This window comes from Orenia marismortui DSM 5156, from assembly GCF_000379025.1.
In the GTDB taxonomy this organism is placed as follows: Bacteria; Bacillota; Halanaerobiia; order Halobacteroidales; family Halobacteroidaceae; genus Orenia; species Orenia marismortui.
In genome coordinates this window covers 67,870-94,531 of sequence record NZ_KB900624.1, presented here as the reverse complement: position 1 = coordinate 94,531, position 26,662 = coordinate 67,870, and the positions used below count along the sequence as shown (strand labels likewise).

Sequence of the window (26,662 nt, the reverse complement as noted above, 5' to 3'; positions counted from 1 at the left end):
ATATCAGATTTAGTGTTCTCAACAACTTCACCACCTTTCAATAAAGTTCTAGAACTATAGGCAAAAAAATTAAATAGCTTTCTTGACTACTAAACCACCTTCAGCGAAATAAATCTTTAATTTCTGGTCTAATCCCCATCCAAGCTTATTTCTCAATTTAGCTGAAATAAATAAACTTGAATTACTCAATGCTCTCTTTTCATAATCAAACTTTGAATATTGAATGTTCTCTTTCATGTAACTCACCACCTTTCAAGTTCTAGAATTTTAGATAAAAAAATATTAACCTTTAATCCTTACACCTATATATACGAGGTTTTTTGCTAATTTTATAAGCATTTATTAAATAATCTTCTTCATTCCTCACATATTAATAATCAACTTTTTTTGGAAACTTTACAAGTAATTATGTATATTTAACTTTATATAATGGATACAAGTTGAAAATGTCATTTTATGCAAGACTAAGATATTTTTTATCTTATCAACTTTTACACATATATATAGGAGATTTTTTCAAAAAAATCAACTATAAAACTGAAATAATTAATATAACAGTCAATTAGTAATTATAATAAAGGATTATTAACTTATTCACTTATAAGACGAGTTTTCAAGACTTTTTTATGCACTTTTTTATCTTTCATAATACTATATCACATATTTAATAGTGTTTTTACTAGTGAGAAATCAAAATAATTAGTATGATTAATTGCTCATTTTATTGTTTCTACATATAAGACGAGTTTTCAAGACTTTTTTACAACTATTTTTTCTATTTTTTATCGCTCTATAATGGATACAACTAAAAAACACGATAACTTAACCCTCTTCATATAACTAGTTCACAAAATTAATAGTGTTTTTATTAGCAAAAAGTTAAAATAGTTAGTATGATAATGAATTAAATAAATATAGAGAGAATAATTAATATAATTATCTCTTACTGTTATATACAACATCTAATTTTAAATTATAAGTATTTTTTTATTTTCTTATAGTAATAATCAACTTCTGATACTAGAATTATGCGTGTTTTCATAACAAATATTAATCAAAATTTCAATCCAAAATTATCTACTGTTATATACGAGGTTTTTTGATACTTTTACAATAAAGTGAACGAAAATAATCTTTATTTTGTCTACAAAAAGTCATAGATGACATAGTTTTATTTGACCATAATATTTATTCTTAACTGCTATCTTTTTAATCCTTTCTATTGGTTGATTAAATATTAGCTTAGCTACTTATTATTTATCTTTTCTTTATAATATAACATCTTTATAGATTCGCTGACTTGCTACAAAGCTAGTAATATCACGGATTTAGAAGGTTGAACAGTTTTGAATTGATAACCAATATTTGATTTATAATATATGAATTGATAACCAAAGACCTTTGAATTAATAACCAAAACTATTTTCTGTTGATAACTCTTACCTTAATAATCACATGAAAGTACCAAAAAATTAAAAAAGTTGGATTAAAATCTCCAACTAAAGTTAAAATTTTATTTACATTTTATAGAAACTTAAAAATGGGTATAGAATCTCCTGTGACTTGCCATTCTTGAAAAAATCGCAATGAGTAATAATATTAAGTTTAAAGGTTAAATCTACAGTTAATTATTGGGTTGTAGTCTATTTCTAGTCACCTCTATCATTCTGAAGAAGTAATTTACACTGCCACTATCACTTTTAATCTCTTGCTTATTTGTACTTAACCATTCCAGCAATTTATCTAATTCAAACTCGCTTATTTTACTTTTGATAGCTCTCAATATATTAGGCAGGTTAAGAGTGATATCCATTTTAATAAAAGCTGTGCCGAGCTTCTGCAACTTTTGGGAGTGATTAGAGATAATAGTATCTAAGATACTGATTCCGTTAATAATGCCTAATTTTGCTTTATTAAAGGCAACATGAATTAAATTTTGTCCTTTCTTTTCTCTATCCTCAGTAAAGGTTACATCATCAAATAACTCACCTAATAGCCCTTTTAATATCCTTTTTACCTCTTCAAAAGACTGACCTCTAGTAATTTTCATTAGAGTTTCTAATTTCAAAGGCTTACTATTCTTATTTCTTGGATCATGATGTCGATGAGTGAGATAATAGAATACAGTTCTAAAGTCTTTTAAGGTGAATCTTCTATGATTGTCTAAAATAAAATTTTCTGGAATTGGAGAGAATCCTCTTTCTCCTTTAGTTTTTAGTTTAAGATAGTTAACTAATACATATCTACTATGTTTCTGACTTCTATCTATTGTTACAATCCCCATTCTTTCTAAATCATTAAATCCTCTTTGTAAATTCCTATTAGCTCCTGTACTTACATCAAGATAGTCCTTTATTTGGCTATATGAAGCTCTATTTACTACACCTGTCCCTTTGGCTCTCTTAACTAAGTACATAAGTATAAGAAAAGCATATATACTAGTAGCTGATTTATATAATTTCTCGCAATAGCTCATAGGAATTAAAATAGCATCTTCAAAATTATTAATACTTTTATTATCCGAATGATTAATCTTATCAATTATTCGATGTAATTCGATTAAATTAATTTTGTTTTCCTTTCTGCTATTTAACCTATCGTTTAGTTTTTGACTATAAGTGGAATCATCTATATTATTATTCTTTATTTGCTTAACAGCTATGTTTTCAACCATTCTAACAATATTGTTATTAATGTTGTTGTTGTTTTCTTTAGTTTTTATATCTTCTTCCTTAGCTTGAATATTATTAAATATTTCTCTAGCTTTTTTGATTAATTTGTTCCTATCATTTTGAGAAATATTCAAATTAGTAATATCATTTAAAACTAAGTTGAGATCTTTACTATTTTGAATGTTCATTATACTATTTATCAGTTTTTGCATAATGAATCGTCCTTTAATTGACTAAATATCATGATATTTGATATAATAATAGTAGAAAATAATCGCATATAAAAACAACTCCTCAATTTTGGGGTAGAGAATAGACGAGTAGCAGCTCATCTATTCTCTTTTTTAAATTAGCCTAAAATTAATTAAAATCACATAAAAAATGTTTAAATTTGCTCTAAATCAATTTAAATTAACTTAAAACAAAATGCTTGTACTATTGTTGAAGTTGCTGTAATTCTTCAATTGCTTCAGTAATAGCTTCATTAACCATATCTTCGCTGTCGCCATCAAAAGCAATAGTGAACTCTAACTTGTTACTAATTTCTAATACTTTGTCGTTGATTCTTTCCATGAATTCTCACCCCCTTTGTTAAAATAGAAAAAAGCAATTCTTAAACAGACGAGCCAAACTCATCTACTTAAAAATTGCTTTTTAATTTGAGCAATCTATTTTACTATCATGTTAAGTTATAACACATATCAATACTTGACAAATAATACTAGATAAAGTATAATATCTATGTTATTATAACATTAAGATAATAAAAAAGGATGCTCTAGTAGTTGAGAGTTGGTGTCTCATCTGCGAATCGCCAAAAGTTGTTGGTCGCAACTTTAGCGAAGGGTGTCCTTTTTTCTATTTAATTTTTTGGAATAAATTACATTCGTCACTATTTATTATAATCGATTATCTTACAGTTGTAAAGACCTTATAAATGATGTTATTCTACTTATCAAAACTATTTTAACTTATTAGTGGAATGTTTATAAACCTTGTTATGTAAGCATTTTTATTTCTAGATACTTATCAAAACTAAAATAACTCTAAGTAACTTCAAAATGAAACAGCTACTTAGAGTGTGAAATAGTTATTAATTAATAGAATTATTAACTTAATTTAACGAGGTTGTATCTTATCAGCAAAAAAACAGGACTGATCGCCCTGCTGTTAGTAATGGATTTTCAATTCTACTGCATTTTCTAATTTATTTCTTTCTGCAATATATCTGGTGGTAGTATCAAATCTTGCATGTCTAGCAAAGTTTTGAGTAAATCGTGGATTATTGCTTATTTCATCAGCTTTAGTGATTGCTGTGTGTCTTAATGAGTGTGCTGAATATTTTCTAGTGTTTAACCCTATCCCTTTTAACAATTTCTTTACTATTCTTCTAATACTTCTGGTTGTTAACTGTTTACTGTTTCTATTAGTAGCATGAGATATAAATATATAATCGTCTTCTGAATAATCTTCCTCGTTATCGTCTTCCTCTCTAGCTTTCAAATAATCATGAATAGACTTCATTAAATCTTCATGGATAAACATTCTCTGATCCTTTTCTTCTCTACCTTTACCATGAATACTTATTGACATCTGCCCCATATAAGGTTCTATATCTTTAATTTTCAATCTACTAACTTCTATAGTTCTTAATCCTAAAAATAACATAGTCTTAATCATTGCATAATCTCGTTTCCCTGTTATTTTAGTGATATCAATTGAATCTAGTAATTCTTTAACTTGACTATCTATTAGAGCTGACTTCTTATGTTCTTGACTAGTCTTAACATTCTTAATATCTTCTGCTATGTTATTTATGTTATGATTCTTACTACTTAACCATTTAAAAAATTTTCTCACAACTGTTAGATAAGCATTAATTGTACTTGCTGACTTTCCTTCTTTCTTCAAGTATAATTTATATTCTAATATATCTTCTCTCTGTAAAGCATTATTTTTGTCAATAGTTTCTAACCATCTGAAAAATGGTCTTAATTGCCTTCTATATCCTTTTTTAGTTGACTCTTTTACATCTTGACTTCTTAAAAATTCATCTATTGTCTGCTCAGGATTAAATCCATCTGCTAATTGGTTATTATTGTTAATTATTTCATTCATCATTATTCTCAACCCCTTTATCTGTTGTTATATTTAGTATAACATATTCGTGTCCGTTTTGTCAATAACGTGTCCATTATTTTTTATAAAATGTGTCCGTTATTCAATATTAACGGACATGAATTATTTTCTTGGGGAAATCTAAAACGGAAGTTTTTGTTTCCCAATGCTCATTTTTGGGTTTGAGTAGTGCAAATAAAAAAAGCAACCTCACGGCTGCTTAATCAAAAATTATAATTATAAATTAATGCTGAGCTTGTTCTTTAATTCTTTTTATCTCTTCTTTTGATAACTCAGTAACTTCTACTATATCATCTATATCCATATTCTTTTTTAATAACTTCTTAGCAACTTTCACCATACCTTCAGAAATCCCTTCTGACTTCCCAACCTGATAAAGATTAGTCAACTCTTTAGTCATGGTTTCATCACCTCCGATAGTTTCTTTAATATCATCTCTAAATCTCAATTCTAAGTCATTAGGTAAAAATAAGATCCCATCTAAAAACTCAAAGATATTTTTAATCTTTTTCTTACTATAACCTCGATCTAATAATAATTTAAATAACTTCTTCTTAAACTCATACCTTAAATAATCTTTTCTTTTACTCTTTAACGTATATAATCCCGCTAAAATTACCATTGCAAAAGGATTATCTAACTTTAATACTTCTGCTTCCTCTTGTTCCAAAATCTTATAACTATTATATTCATAATTTAACTTTGTTCCATGAAATTCATAATTAAAACTACTTGGCTTATAATCTTCTCTATCCTCAGTAAAGATAGCTAAAGCCACTATCTTTCTATCATACTTATCGTAAATCCGATAGAAATATTTAAACATTCTATCACTAAAATCAGCTTCATAATATCCTTGTACCTCTAAATGAACTAAAATCCAATTCTCTCTACCATCTTTTAAGTAAACCTTAACCAATCTATCAGCCATCTTCTTGCCCTTTAAAGTCTTATCCATTATCTTGGCTAACTCACCATCTAAAAACTCATATCCTTGACTAAAATCAACTTCTGCATATAAATCAGGCATAAAAAACTTTAAAAAGTCCTCAAATAACTCTTCAATAATCTCTTTCCATAATAAATCGGGCATTTGTCGCACCATATAGAATTCCCCTCCAAAACCATTAACTATAATCCTATTATATCATATTTTAATTTTATTTTTAAAAAAGAAAAAACCACCTACTATAATATGTATATATAAGTGGTTTACTATAATTAAAAATTATCTAAATTGTTATCTAATTCTTCTAAACTGATATCTTGACCATCAATCCCGATGCTATTATTATCTTGATTATCTTTTTTAACCTCTTCTTTAATATCTTTAGTAGTATCTTTTGCAGCTTCTTTTATAGATTTATTATTTATAATTTTAGTCGCATTAGAATCGTCAAGTGTATTATTAGATACAATATTAATTTCTAAGTTTTCAATCTTAGATAAGTATTGTTTATATAACTTTAATGCTCTCGATATATGATATTCATAGTTACCGTCTAATTCTTCATTAATTACTTTAAAACATCTGATTGAATCTCTAATAGTTTCAGAAGAGTTATTCTGTGACTCTACAAACTCTAATAATTCCCCACTTAATCTAGTTCCCTTTATTTTGCTTGTCTCCTCAGCCATTTCAAACCACCCCTTGCATTTGCTAATAGTGCCTCCTCCTGTACCTCTAAGTTAGTAATTTTTTCTCCAATATGTTCTGCTAAGTGATATGATCCTCCACCTGTTAGTAAGAAATTATCTACCTCTTTATAATCAGGTAGAGTAGTTCTAATTTGACTTACAATATGTCGTGTTAATTTATCTAAAATTTTATTAATGTCTGACTCAATACTTACACCATTTACCTTCTTGATTCTAAAATATTCTTCAACCTCATAAGGCTCTTTGACTATATTAAACTTATTAGCAATAACTTTTGCTAGTTGAGTATAAGCATAGTGCATACCATCAATAGCTTTGATTAAATTGATTTTAACAGGCTTTAGAGCTTTTGTCTGATATAAATCTACACTAAAGAAACCGACATCGATTACTACTACATTACCCCCAACAAATCTTTTTCTAACTTCATCAATCTGTCCATTTTCAGTTAATGCGAAATCTAACAAAGCAGTAAAGCCTTGTGGTTTAACATCTACTGTACTAATCTTAAACTTCTTAGATACATATTTATTAGTTTTGAAATCAAATAATTCTATGTTTATATTCTTATCTTCAAAGATTCTAGCGAAGTCTTTAGCGTGTCGATAATACTGATTTACAGGAATAGTAACCAATAATTCTACTTCTTGTTCCCAATCTTCTTCAGGAGTAAATAACTTTGCAATAGCAGTCTTAATCAATACTTCTGTTTCTAAACTTGCAAAGTCTTCTTCAAAGTTATTATGAATGACTATATCACCTTCATCTAAAGCCAATTGACCTATTAAGTATTCAGAACCGTCAGTCTTAACTTTGATATAATCTTCATCAACAATACCTAAATTTAAACTTAAATCAACTTGTTCCATATCTTCACTAACGACACTTTGAAAATAAACCTCTTCACCTTTCTCATTGATTCCTTTAATAGAATGATGACCAAAATCAATTGAAATCTTCACCACTAATCACCTCTTGTTTAATTTTTGTTTAACAACCGTTTAACTATCATAATACAATTATAATACATAAGTTTAATATATGTCAAACTATTTTTTAACATAATACCCATTGGGCATTCCCCGCCATAACAACTAGTAACCATTCTCAGTAAAGGAGTAAGTCTTCTGAAGGCTCTCCCACTATATAAAGGGTAGGGGGCATCATATGACAGATACACTTTCCAACTAACATAAGCCATTTTCTAATCCTATATTTCGGATTAGCTATTCTTTATCATATCTAATAACTTATCTACATCTTCAAACTTACACCCTGCAAATTTAATACCTTTCCTTACATTCTCTTTCCATAATTTAATCCTATTTTCTCCACCATCAGTAATAAATAATAGATACTTTAAATCAGTTGTTCTATTGTAACCTTTTATTTTATCAAGTAAAGTCTTGTGCGACTCACTACCAGTGTCTATCTCTACAGCCATCCTATAAGATGGATAATATAGATCTGCTTGTTGACTTGCTATTTTATGTTCTAATTTACCCCAACCAAATCCTCTACTATGTGCCATTATATCGAATTCTGCAACTAATACATGGTGTTTCCATCTCAAAGGTGGGGTATTTAACTTATAGAAAGGACTAATATTAATTGCCATTGCACCAGCTCTATCTAATAATAGATGTTGTCTGCTGCTACCACTATCTACAGGTGGGTAGTATCTATCGATGCACTGCATATCATGAAATAATATCTTTAATCTTCTGTTACAATTCTTAATGGATGTATTCTTTTTGTAGAATACTTCTTTAATTTGATAATTCGTTACCAGTTTGTGCTTATGGATGAACTGGAGGATTCTTCTGTCTTTGTCTGTGAGTCTGTGCTTGACATTCTCTCTGTACCATTTTCTAGTGACCTTTGCATCTTCTTCTCTCTGATACTTGCTCCTTCTTCCCATCTTCTAGTCCTCCTCTCTATGTTATTAAGAACTAATTGATAATCCTTGTTGTACTTATTTTTAAATCTATTAATAATCTTATTTACTTCCCTCTTATCTCTTTGAACCCTATTTTTAGAGTTAACAGGATTTAATGACTTGCCAATAAACTTTTTACCTTCAACCCTCGCCAAAAATTCCCATTGCTTTAGACTATCCCAATCAAACCCTTTAAAATCGGGTATATCAGCATAGGAAAGGGCTATAATGTCTGGCTGGTTATGCAACATAACCTTCCATAACTTCTGACTTTCCTCTTTAATCTGTTCTGCTGATTGAAATAAAGAAATAAGGTTCATGCGATATGCTCTAGCTTTAGAAAAGATATTATCAATGGTCTTTGTATTAGTTCCTAAAAAGTCTTGGGGTTCATCAAGAATAACACTAAACTGTTTATTAGGTTGCTTAAATACATCACCACGATTAAGACAAGCTTTCCAAATGCTGATAATATGCAATGATGTAATAATCTTTACTGCTTCAGCAGGAAGGTTTTTTTCAGGTATCTTCAATAAAACTGTGTAACCTTCATCAACCCACTTATCCCATTCTAACCTTTGCTTGGGTAATTGACCGAGTGTAGTTCTTAGTATGGTATCGCCTTCAATATTCCCTACTCTATTTAGGAAAGGATCAATAATACTTTGCTTGTTGTCCTTCCCTTCAAAGTCGTTCCAGTACTTCCTAACCTCTCTGTACTCGTTACTTAAACTATTAACAATGTGAGTTCTGAAATCTTCATTCTCTACAAACTTAACCACATCAAGAACTGTCATTCCTTCTTGTGAAAATACGGCTTTCATAGCATACTTAATAAGTTTCCTAGTCCTGAATTTATCAGCAATATCAAAGTTTTGAATAAAGAAATCTTCCCACTGTGCTACTAACATATCATTTTCAAATACATTACTCGTTCCTTTTACAGTTCCTACTGACAATGGTCTTTCTCTAATGGTATGGTTAATAACAATTGTCTTTTCAAGCTTTTCTTCAGATGATGCCATTAATATTTTATCTACACTTTTTCCTTTGGTGGTATCAGCAAAACAAACACCATGATCACAATTAACTACAATATTTTCTGCCATAGTGTTCTTTCCTGTACCAGTTCCACCAATTATCAACTTATGTCGCCAATCACCTTTGGGAAAATAGAGTTTCTTACTACCAAATCCACTCTTAGTTGTTCCATAAAGAGTTCCTGACTTATGTTTTGGTATTTCATAGTGTTTACCTTCAGCAGTATCAGATTGACTTTTATCGGGTTCTATTCCTAATCCTCTACTAAACTCTTTTAATATATCTTTCCCCGCTCTTACAGTAACACCTAAAGCAACCTTACCATATTTAATGCCTTCTTCTTTTAACCTATCTTTAAAACTCATTAACTTTTCCCCCTGATTTTTTTATAAAGTTTAAATAACGCCCTCGTATTAGTGTGAACTGCTTTTCCTGTTTCATATTTACCTTTCAGATCTTTATACTGTTTCTTTCTATGCTTAAATCCTTTCTTGGTATTCTCTTTAGTTTGATTATAAGTTTTATAAGGATTAGTTCTACAATTCATCATTTCCTTAACAATGCTTTCGAGTTTACCCATAACCCCTAAAGAACCAACTTGTAATCCTAATGTCCACCAAAAGCTGACTTCACTAACTGTAAATATTATTGCACCTACTAAAGTCATAACAAGTGCATGTGCTACCTGTATTAACATTATTTCATTTATCTTATTAAACAACCAATTTCCTACATCAGCATAAGAAGGTGAACACCTTAATGCCAAAACAATAGGAATTATAACACTAAAGAATAATAAGAGGACTATTCTTTGAAAATACTCAAATATTCTCTTTGAATACTGCCAAATGAAGATGACCACAAAGAAAATTAAAGCAAGTATAGTCGAAAACCTTGCCTTTTCAGGAACAAGTAAACTTTGAGTATCTACCACAGTTTCAATAATTTTATTATAAAATATTATCAACTTTACCATTAAATGTGGTGCTATCTCTACAACTATAGGAAAAAAGAACAATCTTTTTACTAAATCTTCATAATCAACTTTATAATCTTCATGTAAGGTTAAATAAACAATGTGCATCAATACAAGTGCCAAAACTGCCCAACTAATTAATTTAATCTGCCCATATATTCTTATAAATCCTTTTGAATTAAGAAATGCAGTTGGTGTCGAAAGAATTATCTCTTGAAAGAATTCAGACATTCCAACAATCAAGGAATAAAGCCATTCTGCCAATCTATCTAATAAGTTCTGTTTATCTGTTAAATTTACTACATGACCTCCAAAGGCTTCAGGGGGTAAATTACCCATTGCTTTCCAAACCTCTATAAGTTTCTGTTTAAGGTAATTCATTATTTACCACCTGTTAAATGTTTCATTGCTTCCTTTGTCGCTTCTTTGGTTGCTTCACCAGTTCCACTTCCACCATTTTGACCTATTTGACCAAATACTTCTTTTACAACTTCCTCTGCTCTACTACCTACGTATTTATTGATATACCATATAAAAGTAACTATTGTTAGTAACATATGAAGAAAGAAAAATCCAACAACAATATCATTTAAAGCATCACCTATTGCATCTTCATCTCCATTAATTCTATCCATCACACCTTTTGCTAACCTTTTAATTCCTAGCAACAAACAAAACAAGCTAAACAAAGGATAAATCTCCTTTACTAATTCCCAAAACACATTATCCATCATCTTTACCTCACCTTCCTCTGATAAAAGTAAATTAATTGTAAATCACTATTTACATATAGTTTTTCACCTATAGACCACCCTCGACAAATCCCTTTAGTAGCAATGGTTTAAACCTAAAAACCCCCTGTGCTATCTTAGGAGAACAACCTGTGTTATGAAGAAATCTTAAAAATAGAGAAGAAAACTTTTCTCCTCTTATCATCAATCAGTCTATATTTATCTTTAATATTACTGCGTTGACTAGAATGATTCTCTTTAATACAAGAATATAGATTATTTCTCTGGAATATTACAGGTATATTTTTACATTAGGTGGGTAACATAAGTTTTAGCAAATGAAATATAAATAAAATGGAGGGATTGATTTGATAACTTATAAACCTTTATTAAAGAAAATGATTGATTTGGGATGGGAAAAGAAAGATTTGAAGGAGAAAGCAGGTATCAGTTGGGCAACTGTTACTAAGATAGGAAAAGATGAACCTATAAGTTTAAAAATGATTGATAAAATTTGTTCTGCAACTGGACTTCAACCAGGTCAGATAATGAAGCATATAGAAGATTAATAAGGTGCTATTAATACATAGCATCTTTCTTATGTCAAAAAATAAGAAAAGCACCCTTTCGGATGCTCTTCTAGTACATTAGTTCTTCAATTTCTAAGAATTTATCAAAAATATCTTTATTATATATGTTTTCATTATATATTCCTAAAGTGTTATTTTCTTTTGAAACTATTATTTTCTTTCTATAATTAGCTTCTGTATATGTTTCTCCATAGCCATTTACTGTATATTTTGTCCACACAATATAATGTTCTCCACCAGTAGTATCTACTGTGTTTTCTTCTGCTGATCCAATTAATTCACCATCTAATTTTATATTTTTAATAAATTTGCTACGATATATTTTTAATTTTATTTTTTGTTTTTCAAATTCAAGACCAATATTCTTTTGAGAATCTATTGACACAACTTTTTCTACTTCACTACCCTTTAAACCTTTTGTCCATTGTTTTAATTCCCAACCCTTTTTAGGTATTGCAACTAGTTTAATTTTATTATTGTCTAATTTCTTTTTATAAATATAACCTGAACCTTTAATAGTGACATTTAATGGCTCTTTCATTTTAGAAAAGATTGCTTTTATTTTCTTATCTTTATCCAATTCAACATTTAATTTAATATCTTTGTTAATTGTCTTCTTTTTATTGTTTTCAATTTCCCAATAATCAAATACCCAACCTTCAGGAGCATACGCAATAAGGTTTAGTTTAGTATTCTTAGCAAAACTATGATTATAAGATTTTGTCTTTTCATCCATTTTAATTAACTGCAAAGGTTCACTAGTAGGATTTTGATCAGAAAAATATCTGTAAATTTCCCCATCACCATCAATATTTATCTTTATAGATTGAATTTTTATAAATTTAGCTTTTAAAATTACATCATTAGAAACTATAAAAGTTTGATTTTCTTGCCAAGTAGAATTTATTGGAGAAGATAATACCCCATAATCATCCCATTCTGAAAATTTCCATCCTTCTGCAGGGATAGGAGTTAATGATAACATAGTCCCTTCAGGATAAATATCGGTTTCTTGAATCATATTTTCTTGGTCAACGACATTAACTACATCTTTTGCCACTTCCCCTTTTCCTTCAATTTTAATGTTGACTTTATGCATAGGTTTATTACATCCTGCTAAAATAACAATTATTAGCATACTTAATCCAATTATTAATATTTTTTTGCTATGTAATTTCACTTTATCACCCCTATTTTTTAGTTAATATACTTATTTATTCTTCTATAGTTAATAATATCCTTCATTTTGTTAAAAAAGAGTAGCTTAATCGCTACTCTAATCATCTTTGTTTAGTTTAGCATTATCTAAATATTAAATTATGAGTATGATTTTTAAAATTTTCTTGGATTAATTCTATCTCTTCTCTCATTTGTTTAGTTACTTGTAGTAACTCAGCTAATAACTCTTCTTGACTATCAAAGTATTGTTCTCTATCAAAAGCATATTTGTTTAATTCAGCTTCTAAATCTATCTTAATCTTTCTCCCAAATTCTAATAAGTTTCCTGGAGGAATTGGTTTCTTATTGTCTAGAATATGTTTATAGTATCTTCTATAAGCTATTGCTAGATTATAATCTTCAAGGATAGCGTAATCGAAATATTCTGCTCCTTTGTATTCTTCATTATACTTCTTTTGAACTCCAACAATTAAATTATTAGTCATTCCTATATAAAAAATTTCTTTAGTTTCTTTTGAGTATAGTCTATAAACATAATATGCTATTGCTATCACCTCTTTAATGCTTCAACTTAATAAAGTACAGAATCCATATTTGGAGTCTGATACATTTAATTGTGTAATTATCTAATCATCTAATCTTAACCTCTCTAAAGTTTCGTCACTTACAAAATTAAAATCATATAACTCTCCAAACAATTCATAAGCAGTTTTACTTAATAACTTTTCATACTTAGTTTCTAACCAATCCTTAGCAAATTCTGTTTGAACATAAACGACCAAGATGTTACTCCATTTAGCAATTAATTTATTAGGCTTAAACCAAGTATTAAAGCTAGGTAAAGATATTTCTTTTGATATTTGGTTAAGAATTAAATTCCACATCTTATCTAGTTCTTCTTGTGAACATTTATTTTCTTCAATAAACTTCTTTAAATTTTCTATTCTTTCTATTTCATACTTATTAAAATCAACCTCTTTATCCTCAAAAGAAGGTTTATCGTCTACTTTATTTTCATCTTCTTTATCACAAAATAATTCATTAAATTTATCCATAGTTTCTTGACTTTTACAATCATTTATCATTCTCTTCAACCTATTTAATTGACCTTTAGCACTTGAAATTTCACCAGTTAATCTATCTATCTTACCTCTACCAATCCACTCTGCCATTTTCTTTAAATGTCCATCTAATATATCTATTTGATTATTAATTTCATCAGTTACAGTAATACCAACTTTATTTTTTTCTTTATCAATTCTCTTCTCAATGTTATAAATACCTTTATCAATATGATTAGTCCATTTCTTTAAAGCACCTAATTGACTTTTTACAGCATTAAAATCATCTTTATTCATTTTAATAACCCCTTTAATCAACATGTATTTTTCTTAATTATATATTAAATCATCATAGATTGTAAGTTATTTTTTCAAATAATTATACTTTTCTACATATATAGAAATATAAGGAATAATATAGATGGATAGGATATGCTTATTTCATTTAATTCTAAAGTACAAAAATAAAAATAGAGTAGAATTAACTACTCTTTAAGATTTAAACTTATTAAATTATTTTATATAGCAGCAGCAAACAAAACTATAATTATAACAAATACTGCTACCTTAAAAAGAATATCATCTATGTAATTACCTAAAGTTTTAGGTTTGATATATTGTTCCATTTCTTTTTTAGATTTAAATTTAGTTAGATATTCTTCAATAACTTCTTTCTTTAATATGTTCCAATCCCATAATTCAACACTATGAATTTCTGCTAATTCTTTGGCTGATTTAGTAAAGTAAGAGGTCGTAATAACAATAGTCTTATCAGCTTTATAATAAGGCTTCCCTGAAACTACCTCTTGAATCGCCTTGATTCCTGTAGAATTATTATACTTATACCTTTTACATTGAATCGCAATTCTCTCTCCTGGTTTACTAGCTAGTACATCCACACCAAAATCACTACTACTTTTAGTTGAGAAGGCGTAATAACCTTTATTATCAAACAGATCTGCAATAAAATCTTCAAACTCATAACCGTCTAAATTTTGAAATCTATTATTAATACCTTTTTCTACTCTATCTATTGAAACATTCATAATATCAGCTCCGATTATTTTAAGATACTAATATAATGTGCGAAACTATGTATTGCGATACCTAAAAATATCGTACTATATATAACGAATACGGTTAAATTAAGGGGGTATGGAACACTTCTGTCACCTCACTCCGTTATGTAACTTAATTCACATCACTTTTAGTGATATGTTTTATTAGTAATATTAATTATCATTCTTATTAATAGGATGGAATAATAACTATAAACCCTTGCTATAATAGGAAGTACAGGGGTATCTCACATCATAAAAAAGCTGACTAGTTAGTCAAGTTGATGTAAATATGTCCAGGATCTCACCTTCTGATTAACCCTAACCTTAATCCCTACCAATATACCCTATGGGGGTATTAACAATTGACTATATTAATTCTTTTTTTGTTTATTTTGTATCTATGACTAATATATGGTATTATTGTATCTAGATTAAATTCAACATAAGGGGTGCTAATTATGAGAAAAAGAAAAGTATATGAAGTATCGGCTATAGATAGCAATAGTTCGATAAAAGAAATTAAAAAAATGATGGAATCAATGGTTGTTGAGGCTAGAAAAAGAGGTCATTTTGTAGCTGCAAGCAACTTAAAAGACTACTTAAGAGGTAGAAAATCTAAGAAAAAAATTAAATCTAGCTGGTTGAGACAATTTCAAAAAGTTAAAAGAGCTGAAAAAGACAACGAAACTAGATTTCAAAGAGATTTGTTAAGAGAAATTAATAATTTGAAAGAAGGAAGACATAAAAATTATTCAGATTATTATGACCGACTAATTTCTTTTCATGGTAGAGGTTATAGTACTCAAGAATTATTTTATGCTTCGGGAAATTCTACTTTAACTACTACAGGATCATTTAGAATTGAAATAAAGAATGGCAAAGCCTTTATCAAAGGGAAATTACACCATAGATGGCATGACGAATACAATTGGCATGTTGGATTAAGAACTATCGTTCCTGGATATGGGCTTATTGCTGATGCAGATATTAAGAGATTAGAGCATGAAGATAAAGCTAGAGCATATAAAATGTATTCGGAGTGGTATAAATATTTAAACACTTCTTTTGATACAAGACTTCCTTTGGGGCGATTCAGCTGGAGTGATGGAGTGTGAGAAAAAAATTATATCAAATATTATTATTTGTTTGTATCTTAGTATTAATTTCTTTTATTTCGAATCGATTTCTATATGTTAAATATATTCCTGTAACAGAATGGAACGGTGAACAATACGAAGTGAATCCCGAAGTAAATAGTAAAAAACTTAAAGAAAATATGAAAATTATTTTAAAATATTATGAAGTAAGTTTCAAAGAAAACGAAAAAGGAGAATTATTAATACCAGCTTCATTACAAAGAAATAAAGAAATGCTGTACAACTATACAAAAAAGGCAATGGACGAAGAATTTGTAAAGAGTAGATCAGAATAGATAAATAATTCTAAATCTATATGTATAGTACTATTTCTACCCTCAATTCTGACGGTTATATTGGCTTTCTGAATGGTATTAATAAACTCATCTATAGAATTGTACTCAGAACTGCTCAGACGGTTTATGAGGGGTTTCATAGACCTGATATGGGATATTATTGGAAAGAGTAAAACCACCAACGATAAAGGTGGTGTAATAACGTGTATTTCTCTCTATTTGATATTTTTCTTGATGCAATAGTAAAAGCTATGATTAGAGTTAGTTTATTTTGGTTTGGAATATTAATTGGTGAATTATTATTTGGGTATATATTAGGCTTATTATAGGAATCCTCGGCAATATCTCGGGATAGCATAGTAATCTAATCGGCAAAAGCTCGGGAATGTTCACTAATCAATTTTATATTCTTTTATTTTATCACCAATTTTACTTTCAAGCCAATCATAAAGTTTAATGTCTGATAGAGTTTCAAATTGATTTTTTAATTCTTTTTGTTGTTCTTTTGATAGATTATGTTTATCTGATAGAACACTAATATTAAATTCGTATTTATCCCAATAATGCTCAATAATCCTTATTTCATCATTAACAACCCTAGTTTTTTTCTCTTTTACTTCTTCTTCATCTTCATTGGTTGGAAAGTTCTGTTTTAGTTCCTCTGAACCATTATCATCTTTAACTTCTTTCTGCTGTTCTAGCAACTCTTTTAACCTCTTGTTCTCTTTCTTCAAATCCTCAATTTCCTGCAATAATTCCTCTCTTGTTTTCTCTACTTCTCTAACTTTTAAATCTTCTTCATCTAAAAAATAGACTTTATATTTGTTGCCCTCTTTCAATACTCTGCAAAGTGGATAATAATAATAACCTCTGTTGTCTGACTTTAATTCTCTAATCAATATCTTATTACCATTAACCTCTATATCATCCAACCTTTTCAAAGGTTCTCTGATAGTCCTGCTTCCGTCTGCAAGTCCTAACATTAGATTGATTGAAGCATACGAGGGATAACAACATTCTCTGAATTTTTTATTATTATTTACTAACTTCAACAAATAAATATAAATTAATCTATCTTGATAATTTATATCTTTGTTATAAATAACCGACTTTGGTACTGGTGTAAACCCTTCTTTAGTTAGTTTTTCTTTGTAATATTCTTTCAAATTAGTCTTTTCTAAATATTCACTTTGTTGATGTGTTACACCGTAAAAAAATCTCGGTGTGATACTTCTAACATTCTCTTCTTTCAATTCGCTTACTTTGATATACTTATAACCTTCTAACTCTTTGATATATTTACTTATATTACTGATGCCTAATAAGTCCTCTAGTTCTGAATTATTATAATTACAATAGCCATAATTTTTACTGTAATCTACTAATCCAATTAAAACTATTCTACCAGCATAAGACAATTTTTTATGAATCACATTTCTACCATCTGCCTTTATTTTTCTTGCTATCAACCTATTTGGCACTTCTACAAACCCAGCTTTAGTCATTTTCAACCCCTCCTATTCAATACTATAAAACACACCGACTATGCAAAAAACACCCCCCTTATATAGTATAACACACCGACTATATAAAATCTACCCCCCTATCAAAGAATAAGCACAAATAATAATAATCAAATAATAATATATATCAAAGAAAGATTTTGTTATTTTACTGTGGCAAAATATAAAAATCATGCTCTGCTAAGAGTATTATCAATTAAGATAATAATACATATAGGGTACACTCTTTTTATGTAACCTTCACCAAAAGTAAAATCAGGCAAAAAAATATTAGTCTATTCTAATGGTAGTGAAATTGATTTCGTTGACATCAAATACATAACTTCGCTTCGCTACGTGCGATAAATCGCATAAGACTGTTCTGGATGTTATATATTCTTCAATTAAAAGTCTAGAACTGTAAATAAAAAAAGAGTAGCCTATTCAGCTACTTTAAATTTAATATATTAAAACAAAAAACCACCATTTAAGGTGGATTAGTTGTACATCTCATTAAAGTTTTAAAGCCAACTTTATCTTTTCAATAATTTTATTATATTGTTCTTTGTTTAAAGTTTGAGGAATTTTAAATAATAATTGATTTCTTGACATGGTATATATTTTATTTGTTCTTACATGTGTATCTCTACGCAATTTGACCAAAATATCAAAAGAAGTCTTAGCAGGCTGACCTGTACAACTACAAACCACAACATCTTCTTTATCATTATGCTCAGCACTAATAATAAGAACAGGGGCTTTTCTCTTTCTCCCGTTAGGAAGAGTAAACTTTGCAAGAAAAAACTCTCCATGTTTGGCATTTTTTCTTAATTCTTTTATTATTTCAATCTTTGATTTTTTCATAAAATTCTCTCAGTTCTTCCTCATACCACTCATCAAAATAATCCCCATCTTCTTCCATTGCTTTAGCATCAGAAGGAGTTAGTTGAACTGGTTCGATTTTGTCAAATCCTAATTCTTTCTCAATTTCCTCAATAGTTTTTTTCTTAGAAGACTTAATTCTCTTAAATCTTTTTATCTGGTCTATATCCATAGATTTTATTTTAGGTTTAGGAACTCGTGCTAACATATTATCCTCCTCCTTTTGATTTAATTTAGTTTCATTATCATCTTTGTTTTTAGTCATATTATCACCTCAACACATTTTATGTTTACTTGGTAACAATATAACCAGATATTGTAAGTTTTATTAAAAATAATACTTAATATAACTTACGTTAGTTTCATTATATCACTAGCACTAGGCTTCGTAAAGATTTTTAATAAATTTTTACAATTAAACTAAATTAATGTTTTACTTAATAGATACATGAAAATCTATTCAAACCTTCTCAAACGACCATATGACCATTCTAAGTCATAAGTAATAGTTTTACACCTATACCACTAACAAACCCCTGTGTCGCCTTTCTATGAGCCTGTATCATGCTTATCATTAGACTTCTTTCTGATATGTTCATTAATCATAATTTTGAGGTTATGTAGTCGTCTGATATCAACAATAGTTTCATCTAATCGCTCGTACACCTCTGACATTAATTCTTGATTTTCACTCTCTTGCAATACTTTAATCATAATCTCACTTAACTGCTTAAACTGGTTAATTTGTCGATCTGTAATATCGTTCAATGTCATCATACCACTCCTTTATGTTTGTAGGGATGCCACAACCTCCATGACACCCCTTTGTAACCTTGATATAACCACTTCATTATGTTAGTAATACAAATAACATACAAATAGAAATAACACCTCTCAAAAGCCGTCTGTGGCGTTCTGGTGAGGTGCTATATTACATCACTATATTCTTCTAAAAGTTGGTCATTATCACGAGAAAGAAAATGTTTAAAGTTCAGTATATTGCAAATAGTAGCAGGACTACAATTATACTTCTCACTTAACTTCTTAATTGTTTCTTTTTGATTATTGTAATAAAGTTCAAACATTTCTTTTAATTCTTCCTGTGAAAAATCTACTTTAAACATTGGGTTGTTTCTCCCCTTCTTCAGTTTGCTAATTTTACGACGCCCTTCAATGCTAATAGGCTTGTAAGTATCGTTCTGATTCCATCCATTCTTTTTTGTATCATACTTCTTGATATATCTTTTTTCTGCTTCTGCTACTTCATCAAAACCAACTACATCAAGCTCTACAAATTCTATGTTATCGACACCAGTTCTATAAATTTCCTGAGTTACAGGTCGATTATGTTCATGTAAATGCTTATATTTTCTATTTGTAAGATTACTAGTTTGACCAATATATTTAATTTCATCTGTTCTTTTATCTTTAATTCCATAAATGGTTAACTTAATAGTATTTTTTGTTATTTCAGATTTTGTCATCATTAAATCTCTCCTCTTAATAGTTTTAATTTTCTGAAAATTTAACTTAAAATAAAAAGAAGCAGAAGAGAAATTAATCTCAACTACTTCTTGACTAGTGATATTTAATTGTTTAATTACCTGCTTCTCTTGATAGACCTTCCTGAATGTATGGCAACAATTTATCTACAGTTTCACGCATTTCCAAATCCGTCCCCATAAATAAATTTGTATGAAGATGAGCGGAATTGTTAAATGTCATGCTGGTTGAGCTTCCAGCACTGAAACTTTGTGTTGTACTCGTACTATTATCTACATCTGTATCTAAACCAAATTCGCTTACAACGCCCTGAACCTGGTCATAATAATCGCCTAGGTCGCTTTTGCTACTCTCGTATATCTCTTTGATATTTGCTAACTCTTTATCACTTATGTACATATCCTGACTTGCGTTAACTGTGGCTTCAGTGATACGACCCACCATTTCCTTGTATTGAGATGAATCAGTAATTGTGCTTAGAAGTGAATTTCTAAGAGCTTTACCAATAGTAGATTCCCAACTGCTATACAATTCACTATATGAAATTGAAGAAGCTAAGGCGTCATTGAGTCCACTTGATAGACTGCTAATCGTCTGTTTAATTCTTGGGTATATTTCTTCCAGTGCTTCAGTTACCGATTCATAATTCTTGATAACCCAATCCGTAGAGCCCCAAAAACTACCCCATGCTGAGCTTCGGTCTTCCGCATCAACTTTTGGAATAAATTCTTCTAAATTAAAATCTGACAAGAAATTACGAGCCTCTTCAACTTGCTTTTTGAGGTTTTTGACTAAAGATGGATCTTCGCCTTTATCTGAACCAAATAGGGATGAAAAAATTGACCCTTGCATCGAGCCTAGTGCTGCTCCAATTTCAGGACTTCCCAGCATCGTACCCACTGCCATGCCTATACTTGTACTTAACATCTCGCCAGTTGATTTTTTTATACTAGAACCAACTTGCTGTATAGCACTAGCATATTGACCAGCAGAAGCATCTGAACCAAATAGATTCATATCGGCTAGTTTTTTGCCTATTATATTACTTGCTAGTTCATTTTGAAGAATATTACTCAAGCTATTACCTAACCCCTCAATAAACCTCTTCCACTTATTAGTGATTTCGTCTGTATCAACATCAGCAAAACCATCTGCAATTCCATCAGCAATATTAATGGTTAATTGTTTCCTTAACTCACCAGTATGTTCTTTTAACCAATCAAAGTAATATTTTGTATCTTTCTTCATTGTATATAAATCTTTTTTAGTTTGATTAAATGTTTCTTTGCTAATGAAACCATTATTATACAAGTTGTCTAATTCTTCTTTTAATCGTTGTGATGTATCTAATTGACTATTAATCTTCTTAATTTCTTTGTTTGGTATAGTCAACGCATATTGGTATTTCTCTTTATCAAATTGATTGACTACTTTATTTAAATCCTCAATTTGTTCTGTAATTTTGGGTAATTTAAGTTTCCCTTGTTCCAATTTGATGCCCTTATTTAATAGTGTTGTATCTAATCCATTATTTTCAGCTAATTTCTTGTATTCTTCTAGTTGTTGAATTGTTGCTTTTATCTGTTTTTCTTGATTTTGATAACTCTTAGTAGCTGAATCAATATCATTCTTGAATTGTTCTAATTCTATTTTCTTATTAACTTTATCTAACTCTGATTTAGTTGACTTAATTGTGTTCAATATGTCGGCTCTAAGTTGGGACACCCTACCAGTTTTATTAATCTCACCTTGTAATTGCTCTAATTCTGTCTTTCTCTCTTCACTGATATTAGTGTTACTTAATGCTTCATTAATTTCGTCATTTAATTTTTCTTTGACATCAGCAAAATTCTCTATCTTCAGGTCAGCACTAAGAGTAATAAGAGAATCAACTCTATTGTCAAGTATCTGTTTAAGTTGTTTGTTATAGTCTGATTTATCTAAATTAAACAACTTATCTTTGATATTCAATCCTTCAATACTAGCTTTATAAGTTTTATTAATATTGCTAAGTTCATCTTTGAATTTTTGAAGGGGATCTATTAGATTAGCATATACACCATCTTTAAATATCTTAAATTTCTCTTCACTACTGATCAAAAATTCTTGGAACACTACATCTCTATCAAGAGAATCTAATTGAGTATTAATATTAGTGATATATTGCTTAACTGTATCCATTCTATCTTTTAAATCTTTATTCAAATTTTGAGCAAAGCGAATATTAGTACCTTCTGATAATGATTTATTGATAGCTTGATTATATTCTTGCTTAAGATTATCTAATATCTCTGTCCAATCTGATTTGTAAGATAATAATTTATCCTTAGCATCTTCAACCATTTTACTAGTGCTATTTGTTTGAGTATTAAGTATATTGTTTAATTCATTGGCAAAATCACCATTAGATAAGCCTTTTAGTTGCTGATATTGCCCTTTTAAAATCTCTGTGAATGTCTTGTATCTCTGCTTTTGCTGTTGAGTCAAGTCTTGATTGCTATTAATTTGGATATTAAGGTTTTTCCATGCTTCTATTTGATGCTTAAGTTGTGCTAATTGCTCTTTTCTACTCATTGCTGAGTCAAATACTTTCTTAGCTGATTCACTTTGATATGCAATATTAGATGATAGTTTAGTATTTAATTCACTATATACTTTGCTCAACTCTTCAATTATCTTCTTAGGGTCATTGATATCCTTAAATTCAGGGAATATAGTCTTCAATTCTTTCTTTAGTTTCTGTAATTGTCTACTAGACGAACTAGCTGCTGCTACAGGGTCTAATACTACACCTCGTGGTTGATTCAATGCATTATAATATTCTTCAGTTGCTTTCTTTAATTTTTCCATCTTATTTTTTAAGTTTTCTACTTCTTCTTTTGCTGTTGTGTACTCTGACTTAGATAGTGTTGCTCCTTCTTTCCTGACTTTATTAAGTATCTTTTTGACCTCAATTAATTTTTCTGTGGCTCTCTTTTCTTCCCCTAATTTTAAAGAGTATAAGGTGATACCTGTTATCAAACTACCAATTAATAAGGATGTTGGGGTCATAATAGATTTAAAGGCAGCGGCAGTTATTGTTGCATTTCTGATAGTGTTGGTTAGTTTGATTAGAACAGATACTAAACCTGCTGTTCCTAGTATGCTAATGAGCAACTTACCACCCGTGCCCATTTCTCCAAATCCAACTATAATATCATTAATAGCATCCAATGAACTCTGCATACCTTTTGTTAGATTTAACATAATTGATTTAAGCCCACTATCCCCTAAACTTATTGCAACTTTATCAAATTTAGCAATTGCTTTTTCCCATTGCTTTGATATAGATTGAAGAGCTTTCTCTTGTTCTCGTAAGGCTGAACCGTTGCTATTGAGAGCTATTTCAGTATATTCAGATACTTTATTAAAGTCTTGGAGGAGATTTTTAACGATTCCGATACGTCGACGACCCCCGAGGGCTAAGCTAATCGATTCTTGTTGAACATCATTCAAACTGTCATAAACTTTATTCAAATCTTCTAAGACCGACATAAAAGAGCGATATTCTCCACTGCTACTGCGAATAGCAATGCCTATTTTTTGCAATTCGTTTCCAAATTTTGAACTCTTGCTTCTGCTAAAGATCGTTTTTAATGCATTTCCGATTTGACTGCCGTCAAAATCTCCCAAATTATCTTTCAGTGTTGATGTAATAGCATTTAACTCTTCTAAGCTTATCCCTGCTGTTTTAGCATCAATTCCAGCTCTGCTCACTGATTCTGCTAAATCCCTGGTACTTGCTGAACTGTTATTAGAAAGCTCATTCCATTGGTCAAGAACAGTATTAGCTTGATTAATTTCTATATCGAACTGATTAAGAGCAGCATTAAGCATCTTCACACTTTCTACACTTGAGAGATTGCTTATGTTCTGTGCCATTAAAGAAACATCAGCTAATTCAGTTAATCCCTGCCTTCGTCCCAATCGACTCCATTCTTCTTGAATATTAATTACTTTATCTATCTGAGTAGCAAATTCGTCACCCATCTCTACAGCTGCTTTCTTGTAAGAGTTTAGTTGACTTTCTCCAACATCTAATATTTTATTGAGATTTATCATATTTGAATCAATCTCAATTATTGTATCTTTGACTTCTTTCAAAGAATTAGCAACCCCAAAAATTACTCCGGATGTTGCACTCCAAAGAGCTACATTAAAGAAAGATTTCGCTAGTTTATTGTATTGACGATGAATTCCTTCGGTTTGTTTTTTAGTTTCTTTGACTGAATTGTTTAATTTTGACGTCGAGTTAATAGTATTATTAATTTGTTTTCTATTATCTCCAATAATTTTTGATTGCTTCTTGAACGCATTATTTACTTCTTTGACTGATCTGCTAGTGTTTCTTGTACTATTCTTAATGATATCGTTAGCAGTTTTTGTAGTTTTTGTTATATCATTAATTGACTTCTTCATGCGATTCAAATCTGATAATACATCGTTGACTCCAAAACTAGATATTCCAATTCCCAAATTATGTGTTGCATCCATTTTTTCTGACACCTCTTCTTGTTTTTAATTTCTTCAACCCCTCCCCATTCCTGATTTCACCTTTCTTCTATACAAAAAATATAAAAAAACCGCATAATTACGGTTTTGGAATATTTTCTGATTTTATTTAATTTCGGACTAATCTCTAACTGATAGTTTTTCAGCTATATTAATAGTAGAGTTCAATGAATCTAATAGTAGTGTGACTGTATTCTTGTAGCTATCTAGTATTAACTGTGTTTCTGATTCGTCCATTTCCTTTGCTGACTTAATATTATCAGTCATTTCTAATACATCTTCTCTAGTAGATTCGTAACCTTCTCTTAATATTTCAATTACTTCTCTTTCTAATTGTTTGATAGTTTCTATTTCTTTTTTGTCCATTTTTATCACCCTTCCATTTTTAATTTTTTTATAAATTTATCAAATAACATTAAATATTTCGTCACTTCTTAAAATCCACGTAAAACTATCCTCATCGCCATAAGGATTATCTGTCATATCCAATTCCATGTAAACTATTACATCTTCACTGTCTGAATCAAGTAAACCGATATCCAATATTTGAGTAGCATATGCAAACTCGTATGATTTTCCTGTTTTCAAACATTCGCATACAACCATATCATCTTTGTTAACAAAATAATCATAATGTTTATGTAGGTTATCATCTAGTTTTCTTAACACTTCATCAACATAATCTATATGTACATACTTTTCTTTATCTTCTACTATTGAAAATGTGTCGTCTAATTCTCCTACACCATGCTCTGTTAATTCCCACACATCATCTATCATAATTTTGATTTCTGGCTCTCCTTTTAACTCTAAGCGACTTTCACCCTCATTAATGACCACACATTTTCCAAATTTTTCATCTACACCAACTCTATATCTTACTTCCTCGTCGCTAAACACTTCTAATAGTTGATCTAACTGATTCAATTCCATATTTACATCTCTCCTTCAATTATTATTTGAATATTCTGAAAATTTAAAGCAAACATAAAACTAAGCTAAATATGACTAATGACAACAAACCATACAAACTAAAATCAATTAATTTGGATATCAGATTTAGTGTTCTCAACAACTTCACCACCTTTCAATAAAGTTCTAGAACTATAGGCAAAAAAATTAAATAGCTTTCTTGACTACTAAACCACCTTCAGCGAAATAAATCTTTAATTTCTGGTCTAATCCCCATCCAAGCTTATTTCTCAATTTAGCTGAAATAAATAAACTTGAATTACTCAATGCTCTCTTTTCATAATCAAACTTTGAATATTGAATGTTCTCTTTCATGTAACTCACCACCTTTCAAGTTCTAGAATTTTAGATAAAAAAATATTAACCTTTAATCCTTACACCTATATATACGAGGTTTTTTGCTAATTTTATAAGCATTTATTAAATAATCTTCTTCATTCCTCACATATTAATAATCAACTTTTTTTGGAAACTTTACAAGTAATTATGTATATTTAACTTTATATAATGGATACAAGTTGAAAATGTCATTTTATGCAAGACTAAGATATTTTTTATCTTATCAACTTTTACACATATATATAGGAGATTTTTTCAAAAAAATCAACTATAAAACTGAAATAATTAATATAACAGTCAATTAGTAATTATAATAAAGGATTATTAACTTATTCACTTATAAGACGAGTTTTCAAGACTTTTTTATGCACTTTTTTATCTTTCATAATACTATATCACATATTTAATAGTGTTTTTACTAGTGAGAAATCAA

At 29.3% G+C, this 26,662-nt stretch carries 27 protein-coding genes; 3 read left to right on the top strand and 24 right to left on the bottom strand.

Going from position 1 to position 26,662, the window contains the following annotated elements:
- Positions 1-69: 69 nt before the first annotated feature.
- From OREMA_RS19000 to OREMA_RS0116650, 11 genes are all read right to left on the bottom strand, one after another.
- Positions 70-237 carry a hypothetical protein gene (locus tag OREMA_RS19000; protein ID WP_018250366.1) on the bottom strand — a complete coding sequence of 56 codons (168 nt, stop codon included), beginning with the start codon at positions 235-237 and terminating at the stop codon, positions 70-72.
- Between the two features lie 1,387 nt (positions 238-1,624).
- Positions 1,625-2,884: a hypothetical protein gene (locus tag OREMA_RS0116695; RefSeq protein WP_018250392.1), complete on the bottom strand. Its 1,260-nt coding sequence runs from the start codon at positions 2,882-2,884 to the stop codon at positions 1,625-1,627.
- Positions 2,885-3,107: 223 nt separating this feature from the next.
- Positions 3,108-3,245, bottom strand: a complete 138-nt coding sequence (locus OREMA_RS18995; RefSeq protein WP_018250391.1) for a hypothetical protein — start codon at positions 3,243-3,245, stop codon at positions 3,108-3,110.
- A gap of 597 nt (positions 3,246-3,842) precedes the next feature.
- Complete coding sequence (locus OREMA_RS0116685; protein ID WP_018250390.1) at positions 3,843-4,793, bottom strand: tyrosine-type recombinase/integrase; 951 nt, start codon at positions 4,791-4,793, stop codon at positions 3,843-3,845.
- Between the two features lie 241 nt (positions 4,794-5,034).
- A complete protein-coding gene (locus tag OREMA_RS0116680) occupies positions 5,035-5,916 on the bottom strand; it encodes an RpnC/YadD family protein (protein ID WP_018250389.1) in 882 nt (293 codons plus the stop codon).
- Between the two features lie 116 nt (positions 5,917-6,032).
- Entirely contained in the window at positions 6,033-6,449 is a 417-nt protein-coding gene (locus tag OREMA_RS0116675) for a hypothetical protein (protein ID WP_018250388.1), read from the bottom strand.
- Complete coding sequence (locus OREMA_RS0116670) at positions 6,425-7,432, bottom strand: ParM/StbA family protein (RefSeq protein ID WP_157280107.1); 1,008 nt, start codon at positions 7,430-7,432, stop codon at positions 6,425-6,427. The genes OREMA_RS0116675 and OREMA_RS0116670 overlap by 25 nt, the downstream gene beginning before the upstream one ends.
- A 260-nt stretch (positions 7,433-7,692) precedes the next feature.
- A complete protein-coding gene (locus OREMA_RS18745) occupies positions 7,693-8,244 on the bottom strand; it encodes a replication-relaxation family protein (RefSeq protein ID WP_244871517.1) in 552 nt (183 codons plus the stop codon).
- An 11-nt stretch (positions 8,245-8,255) separates the two neighbouring features.
- The gene (locus OREMA_RS19275) at positions 8,256-9,815 is read right to left on the bottom strand and encodes a type IV secretory system conjugative DNA transfer family protein (RefSeq protein ID WP_018250385.1); all 1,560 of its coding nucleotides are present in this window, start codon (positions 9,813-9,815) and stop codon (positions 8,256-8,258) included.
- Positions 9,815-10,807 carry a hypothetical protein gene (locus OREMA_RS0116655; protein ID WP_018250384.1) on the bottom strand — a complete coding sequence of 331 codons (993 nt, stop codon included), beginning with the start codon at positions 10,805-10,807 and terminating at the stop codon, positions 9,815-9,817. Before OREMA_RS0116655 ends, OREMA_RS19275 begins: the two co-directional genes overlap by 1 nt.
- The gene (locus OREMA_RS0116650) at positions 10,807-11,160 is read right to left on the bottom strand and encodes a hypothetical protein (protein ID WP_018250383.1); all 354 of its coding nucleotides are present in this window, start codon (positions 11,158-11,160) and stop codon (positions 10,807-10,809) included. Before OREMA_RS0116650 ends, OREMA_RS0116655 begins: the two co-directional genes overlap by 1 nt.
- 365 nt (positions 11,161-11,525) lie before the next feature.
- Here OREMA_RS0116650 and OREMA_RS0116645 point away from each other — a divergent pair, with 365 nt between their 5' ends.
- On the top strand, positions 11,526-11,726 hold the full coding sequence (locus OREMA_RS0116645) for a helix-turn-helix domain-containing protein (RefSeq protein ID WP_018250382.1): 201 nt from the start codon (positions 11,526-11,528) through the stop codon (positions 11,724-11,726).
- 70 nt (positions 11,727-11,796) lie between these two features.
- Here the strand turns inward: OREMA_RS0116645 and OREMA_RS0116640 are convergent, their stop codons facing one another.
- The 4 genes from OREMA_RS0116640 to OREMA_RS18050 form a co-directional block, all read right to left on the bottom strand.
- Positions 11,797-12,927, bottom strand: coding sequence for an InlB B-repeat-containing protein (locus tag OREMA_RS0116640; RefSeq protein ID WP_018250381.1), 1,131 nt, complete (start codon positions 12,925-12,927; stop codon positions 11,797-11,799).
- Positions 12,928-13,048: 121 nt separating this feature from the next.
- A complete protein-coding gene (locus OREMA_RS0116635) occupies positions 13,049-13,480 on the bottom strand; it encodes a hypothetical protein (RefSeq protein ID WP_018250380.1) in 432 nt (143 codons plus the stop codon).
- A 72-nt stretch (positions 13,481-13,552) separates the two neighbouring features.
- The gene (locus OREMA_RS0116630) at positions 13,553-14,284 is read right to left on the bottom strand and encodes a DnaA N-terminal domain-containing protein (protein ID WP_018250379.1); all 732 of its coding nucleotides are present in this window, start codon (positions 14,282-14,284) and stop codon (positions 13,553-13,555) included.
- A 221-nt stretch (positions 14,285-14,505) separates the two neighbouring features.
- A complete protein-coding gene (locus OREMA_RS18050) occupies positions 14,506-15,033 on the bottom strand; it encodes a restriction endonuclease (RefSeq protein WP_018250378.1) in 528 nt (175 codons plus the stop codon).
- A 473-nt stretch (positions 15,034-15,506) separates the two neighbouring features.
- On the opposite strand from OREMA_RS18050, the gene OREMA_RS0116620 reads away from it, so the two are divergent.
- Positions 15,507-16,163 carry a hypothetical protein gene (locus OREMA_RS0116620; RefSeq protein WP_018250377.1) on the top strand — a complete coding sequence of 219 codons (657 nt, stop codon included), beginning with the start codon at positions 15,507-15,509 and terminating at the stop codon, positions 16,161-16,163.
- Positions 16,160-16,480, top strand: a complete 321-nt coding sequence (locus OREMA_RS0116615) for a hypothetical protein (protein ID WP_018250376.1) — start codon at positions 16,160-16,162, stop codon at positions 16,478-16,480. Before OREMA_RS0116620 ends, OREMA_RS0116615 begins: the two co-directional genes overlap by 4 nt.
- Before the next feature lie 392 nt (positions 16,481-16,872).
- Here OREMA_RS0116615 and OREMA_RS0116605 read toward each other — a convergent pair whose 3' ends face one another.
- The 9 genes from OREMA_RS0116605 to OREMA_RS18990 all read right to left on the bottom strand — a co-directional run bounded on the left by OREMA_RS0116605 (position 16,873) and on the right by OREMA_RS18990 (position 26,205).
- Positions 16,873-17,985, bottom strand: a complete 1,113-nt coding sequence (locus tag OREMA_RS0116605) for a hypothetical protein (protein WP_018250374.1) — start codon at positions 17,983-17,985, stop codon at positions 16,873-16,875.
- Positions 17,986-18,495: 510 nt separating this feature from the next.
- Positions 18,496-18,846 (bottom strand): type II toxin-antitoxin system PemK/MazF family toxin, encoded by a 351-nt coding sequence (locus tag OREMA_RS0116600; RefSeq protein WP_018250373.1) that lies wholly within the window; start codon positions 18,844-18,846, stop codon positions 18,496-18,498.
- Positions 18,827-19,129 (bottom strand): hypothetical protein, encoded by a 303-nt coding sequence (locus tag OREMA_RS18045; protein WP_018250372.1) that lies wholly within the window; start codon positions 19,127-19,129, stop codon positions 18,827-18,829. The genes OREMA_RS0116600 and OREMA_RS18045 overlap by 20 nt, the downstream gene beginning before the upstream one ends.
- 284 nt (positions 19,130-19,413) lie before the next feature.
- Positions 19,414-19,638 (bottom strand): hypothetical protein, encoded by a 225-nt coding sequence (locus OREMA_RS0116590; protein WP_018250371.1) that lies wholly within the window; start codon positions 19,636-19,638, stop codon positions 19,414-19,416.
- A gap of 152 nt (positions 19,639-19,790) precedes the next feature.
- The gene (locus tag OREMA_RS0116585; RefSeq protein ID WP_169331542.1) at positions 19,791-20,348 is read right to left on the bottom strand and encodes a GIY-YIG nuclease family protein; all 558 of its coding nucleotides are present in this window, start codon (positions 20,346-20,348) and stop codon (positions 19,791-19,793) included.
- A 112-nt stretch (positions 20,349-20,460) separates the two neighbouring features.
- A complete protein-coding gene (locus tag OREMA_RS0116580; protein WP_018250369.1) occupies positions 20,461-24,900 on the bottom strand; it encodes a phage tail tape measure protein in 4,440 nt (1,479 codons plus the stop codon).
- Positions 24,901-25,038: 138 nt separating this feature from the next.
- Entirely contained in the window at positions 25,039-25,284 is a 246-nt protein-coding gene (locus OREMA_RS0116575; protein ID WP_018250368.1) for a hypothetical protein, read from the bottom strand.
- Between the two features lie 39 nt (positions 25,285-25,323).
- On the bottom strand, positions 25,324-25,851 hold the full coding sequence (locus OREMA_RS0116570) for a hypothetical protein (protein ID WP_018250367.1): 528 nt from the start codon (positions 25,849-25,851) through the stop codon (positions 25,324-25,326).
- 186 nt (positions 25,852-26,037) lie between these two features.
- Positions 26,038-26,205, bottom strand: a complete 168-nt coding sequence (locus OREMA_RS18990) for a hypothetical protein (RefSeq protein ID WP_018250366.1) — start codon at positions 26,203-26,205, stop codon at positions 26,038-26,040.
- Positions 26,206-26,662: the final 457 nt, after the last annotated feature.

Bases quoted from the DNA above. Each gene is read 5' to 3' on its own strand.
- OREMA_RS19000 (WP_018250366.1), bottom strand. From the start codon at position 237: ATGAAAGAGAACATTCAATATTCAAAGTTTGATTATGAAAAGAGAGCA.
- OREMA_RS0116695 (WP_018250392.1), bottom strand. From the start codon at position 2,884: ATGCAAAAACTGATAAATAGTATAATGAACATTCAAAATAGTAAAGAT.
- OREMA_RS18995 (WP_018250391.1), bottom strand. From the start codon at position 3,245: ATGGAAAGAATCAACGACAAAGTATTAGAAATTAGTAACAAGTTAGAG.
- OREMA_RS0116685 (WP_018250390.1), bottom strand. From the start codon at position 4,793: ATGATGAATGAAATAATTAACAATAATAACCAATTAGCAGATGGATTT.
- OREMA_RS0116680 (WP_018250389.1), bottom strand. From the start codon at position 5,916: ATGGTGCGACAAATGCCCGATTTATTATGGAAAGAGATTATTGAAGAG.
- OREMA_RS0116675 (WP_018250388.1), bottom strand. From the start codon at position 6,449: ATGGCTGAGGAGACAAGCAAAATAAAGGGAACTAGATTAAGTGGGGAA.
- OREMA_RS19275 (WP_018250385.1), bottom strand. From the start codon at position 9,815: ATGAGTTTTAAAGATAGGTTAAAAGAAGAAGGCATTAAATATGGTAAG.
- OREMA_RS0116655 (WP_018250384.1), bottom strand. From the start codon at position 10,807: ATGAATTACCTTAAACAGAAACTTATAGAGGTTTGGAAAGCAATGGGT.
- OREMA_RS0116650 (WP_018250383.1), bottom strand. From the start codon at position 11,160: ATGATGGATAATGTGTTTTGGGAATTAGTAAAGGAGATTTATCCTTTG.
- OREMA_RS0116630 (WP_018250379.1), bottom strand. From the start codon at position 14,284: ATGAATAAAGATGATTTTAATGCTGTAAAAAGTCAATTAGGTGCTTTA.
- OREMA_RS18050 (WP_018250378.1), bottom strand. From the start codon at position 15,033: ATGAATGTTTCAATAGATAGAGTAGAAAAAGGTATTAATAATAGATTT.
- OREMA_RS0116620 (WP_018250377.1), top strand. From the start codon at position 15,507: ATGAGAAAAAGAAAAGTATATGAAGTATCGGCTATAGATAGCAATAGT.
- OREMA_RS0116605 (WP_018250374.1), bottom strand. From the start codon at position 17,985: ATGACTAAAGCTGGGTTTGTAGAAGTGCCAAATAGGTTGATAGCAAGA.
- OREMA_RS0116600 (WP_018250373.1), bottom strand. From the start codon at position 18,846: ATGAAAAAATCAAAGATTGAAATAATAAAAGAATTAAGAAAAAATGCC.
- OREMA_RS18045 (WP_018250372.1), bottom strand. From the start codon at position 19,129: ATGACTAAAAACAAAGATGATAATGAAACTAAATTAAATCAAAAGGAG.
- OREMA_RS0116590 (WP_018250371.1), bottom strand. From the start codon at position 19,638: ATGACATTGAACGATATTACAGATCGACAAATTAACCAGTTTAAGCAG.
- OREMA_RS0116585 (WP_169331542.1), bottom strand. From the start codon at position 20,348: ATGACAAAATCTGAAATAACAAAAAATACTATTAAGTTAACCATTTAT.
- OREMA_RS0116580 (WP_018250369.1), bottom strand. From the start codon at position 24,900: ATGGATGCAACACATAATTTGGGAATTGGAATATCTAGTTTTGGAGTC.
- OREMA_RS0116575 (WP_018250368.1), bottom strand. From the start codon at position 25,284: ATGGACAAAAAAGAAATAGAAACTATCAAACAATTAGAAAGAGAAGTA.
- OREMA_RS0116570 (WP_018250367.1), bottom strand. From the start codon at position 25,851: ATGGAATTGAATCAGTTAGATCAACTATTAGAAGTGTTTAGCGACGAG.
- OREMA_RS18990 (WP_018250366.1), bottom strand. From the start codon at position 26,205: ATGAAAGAGAACATTCAATATTCAAAGTTTGATTATGAAAAGAGAGCA.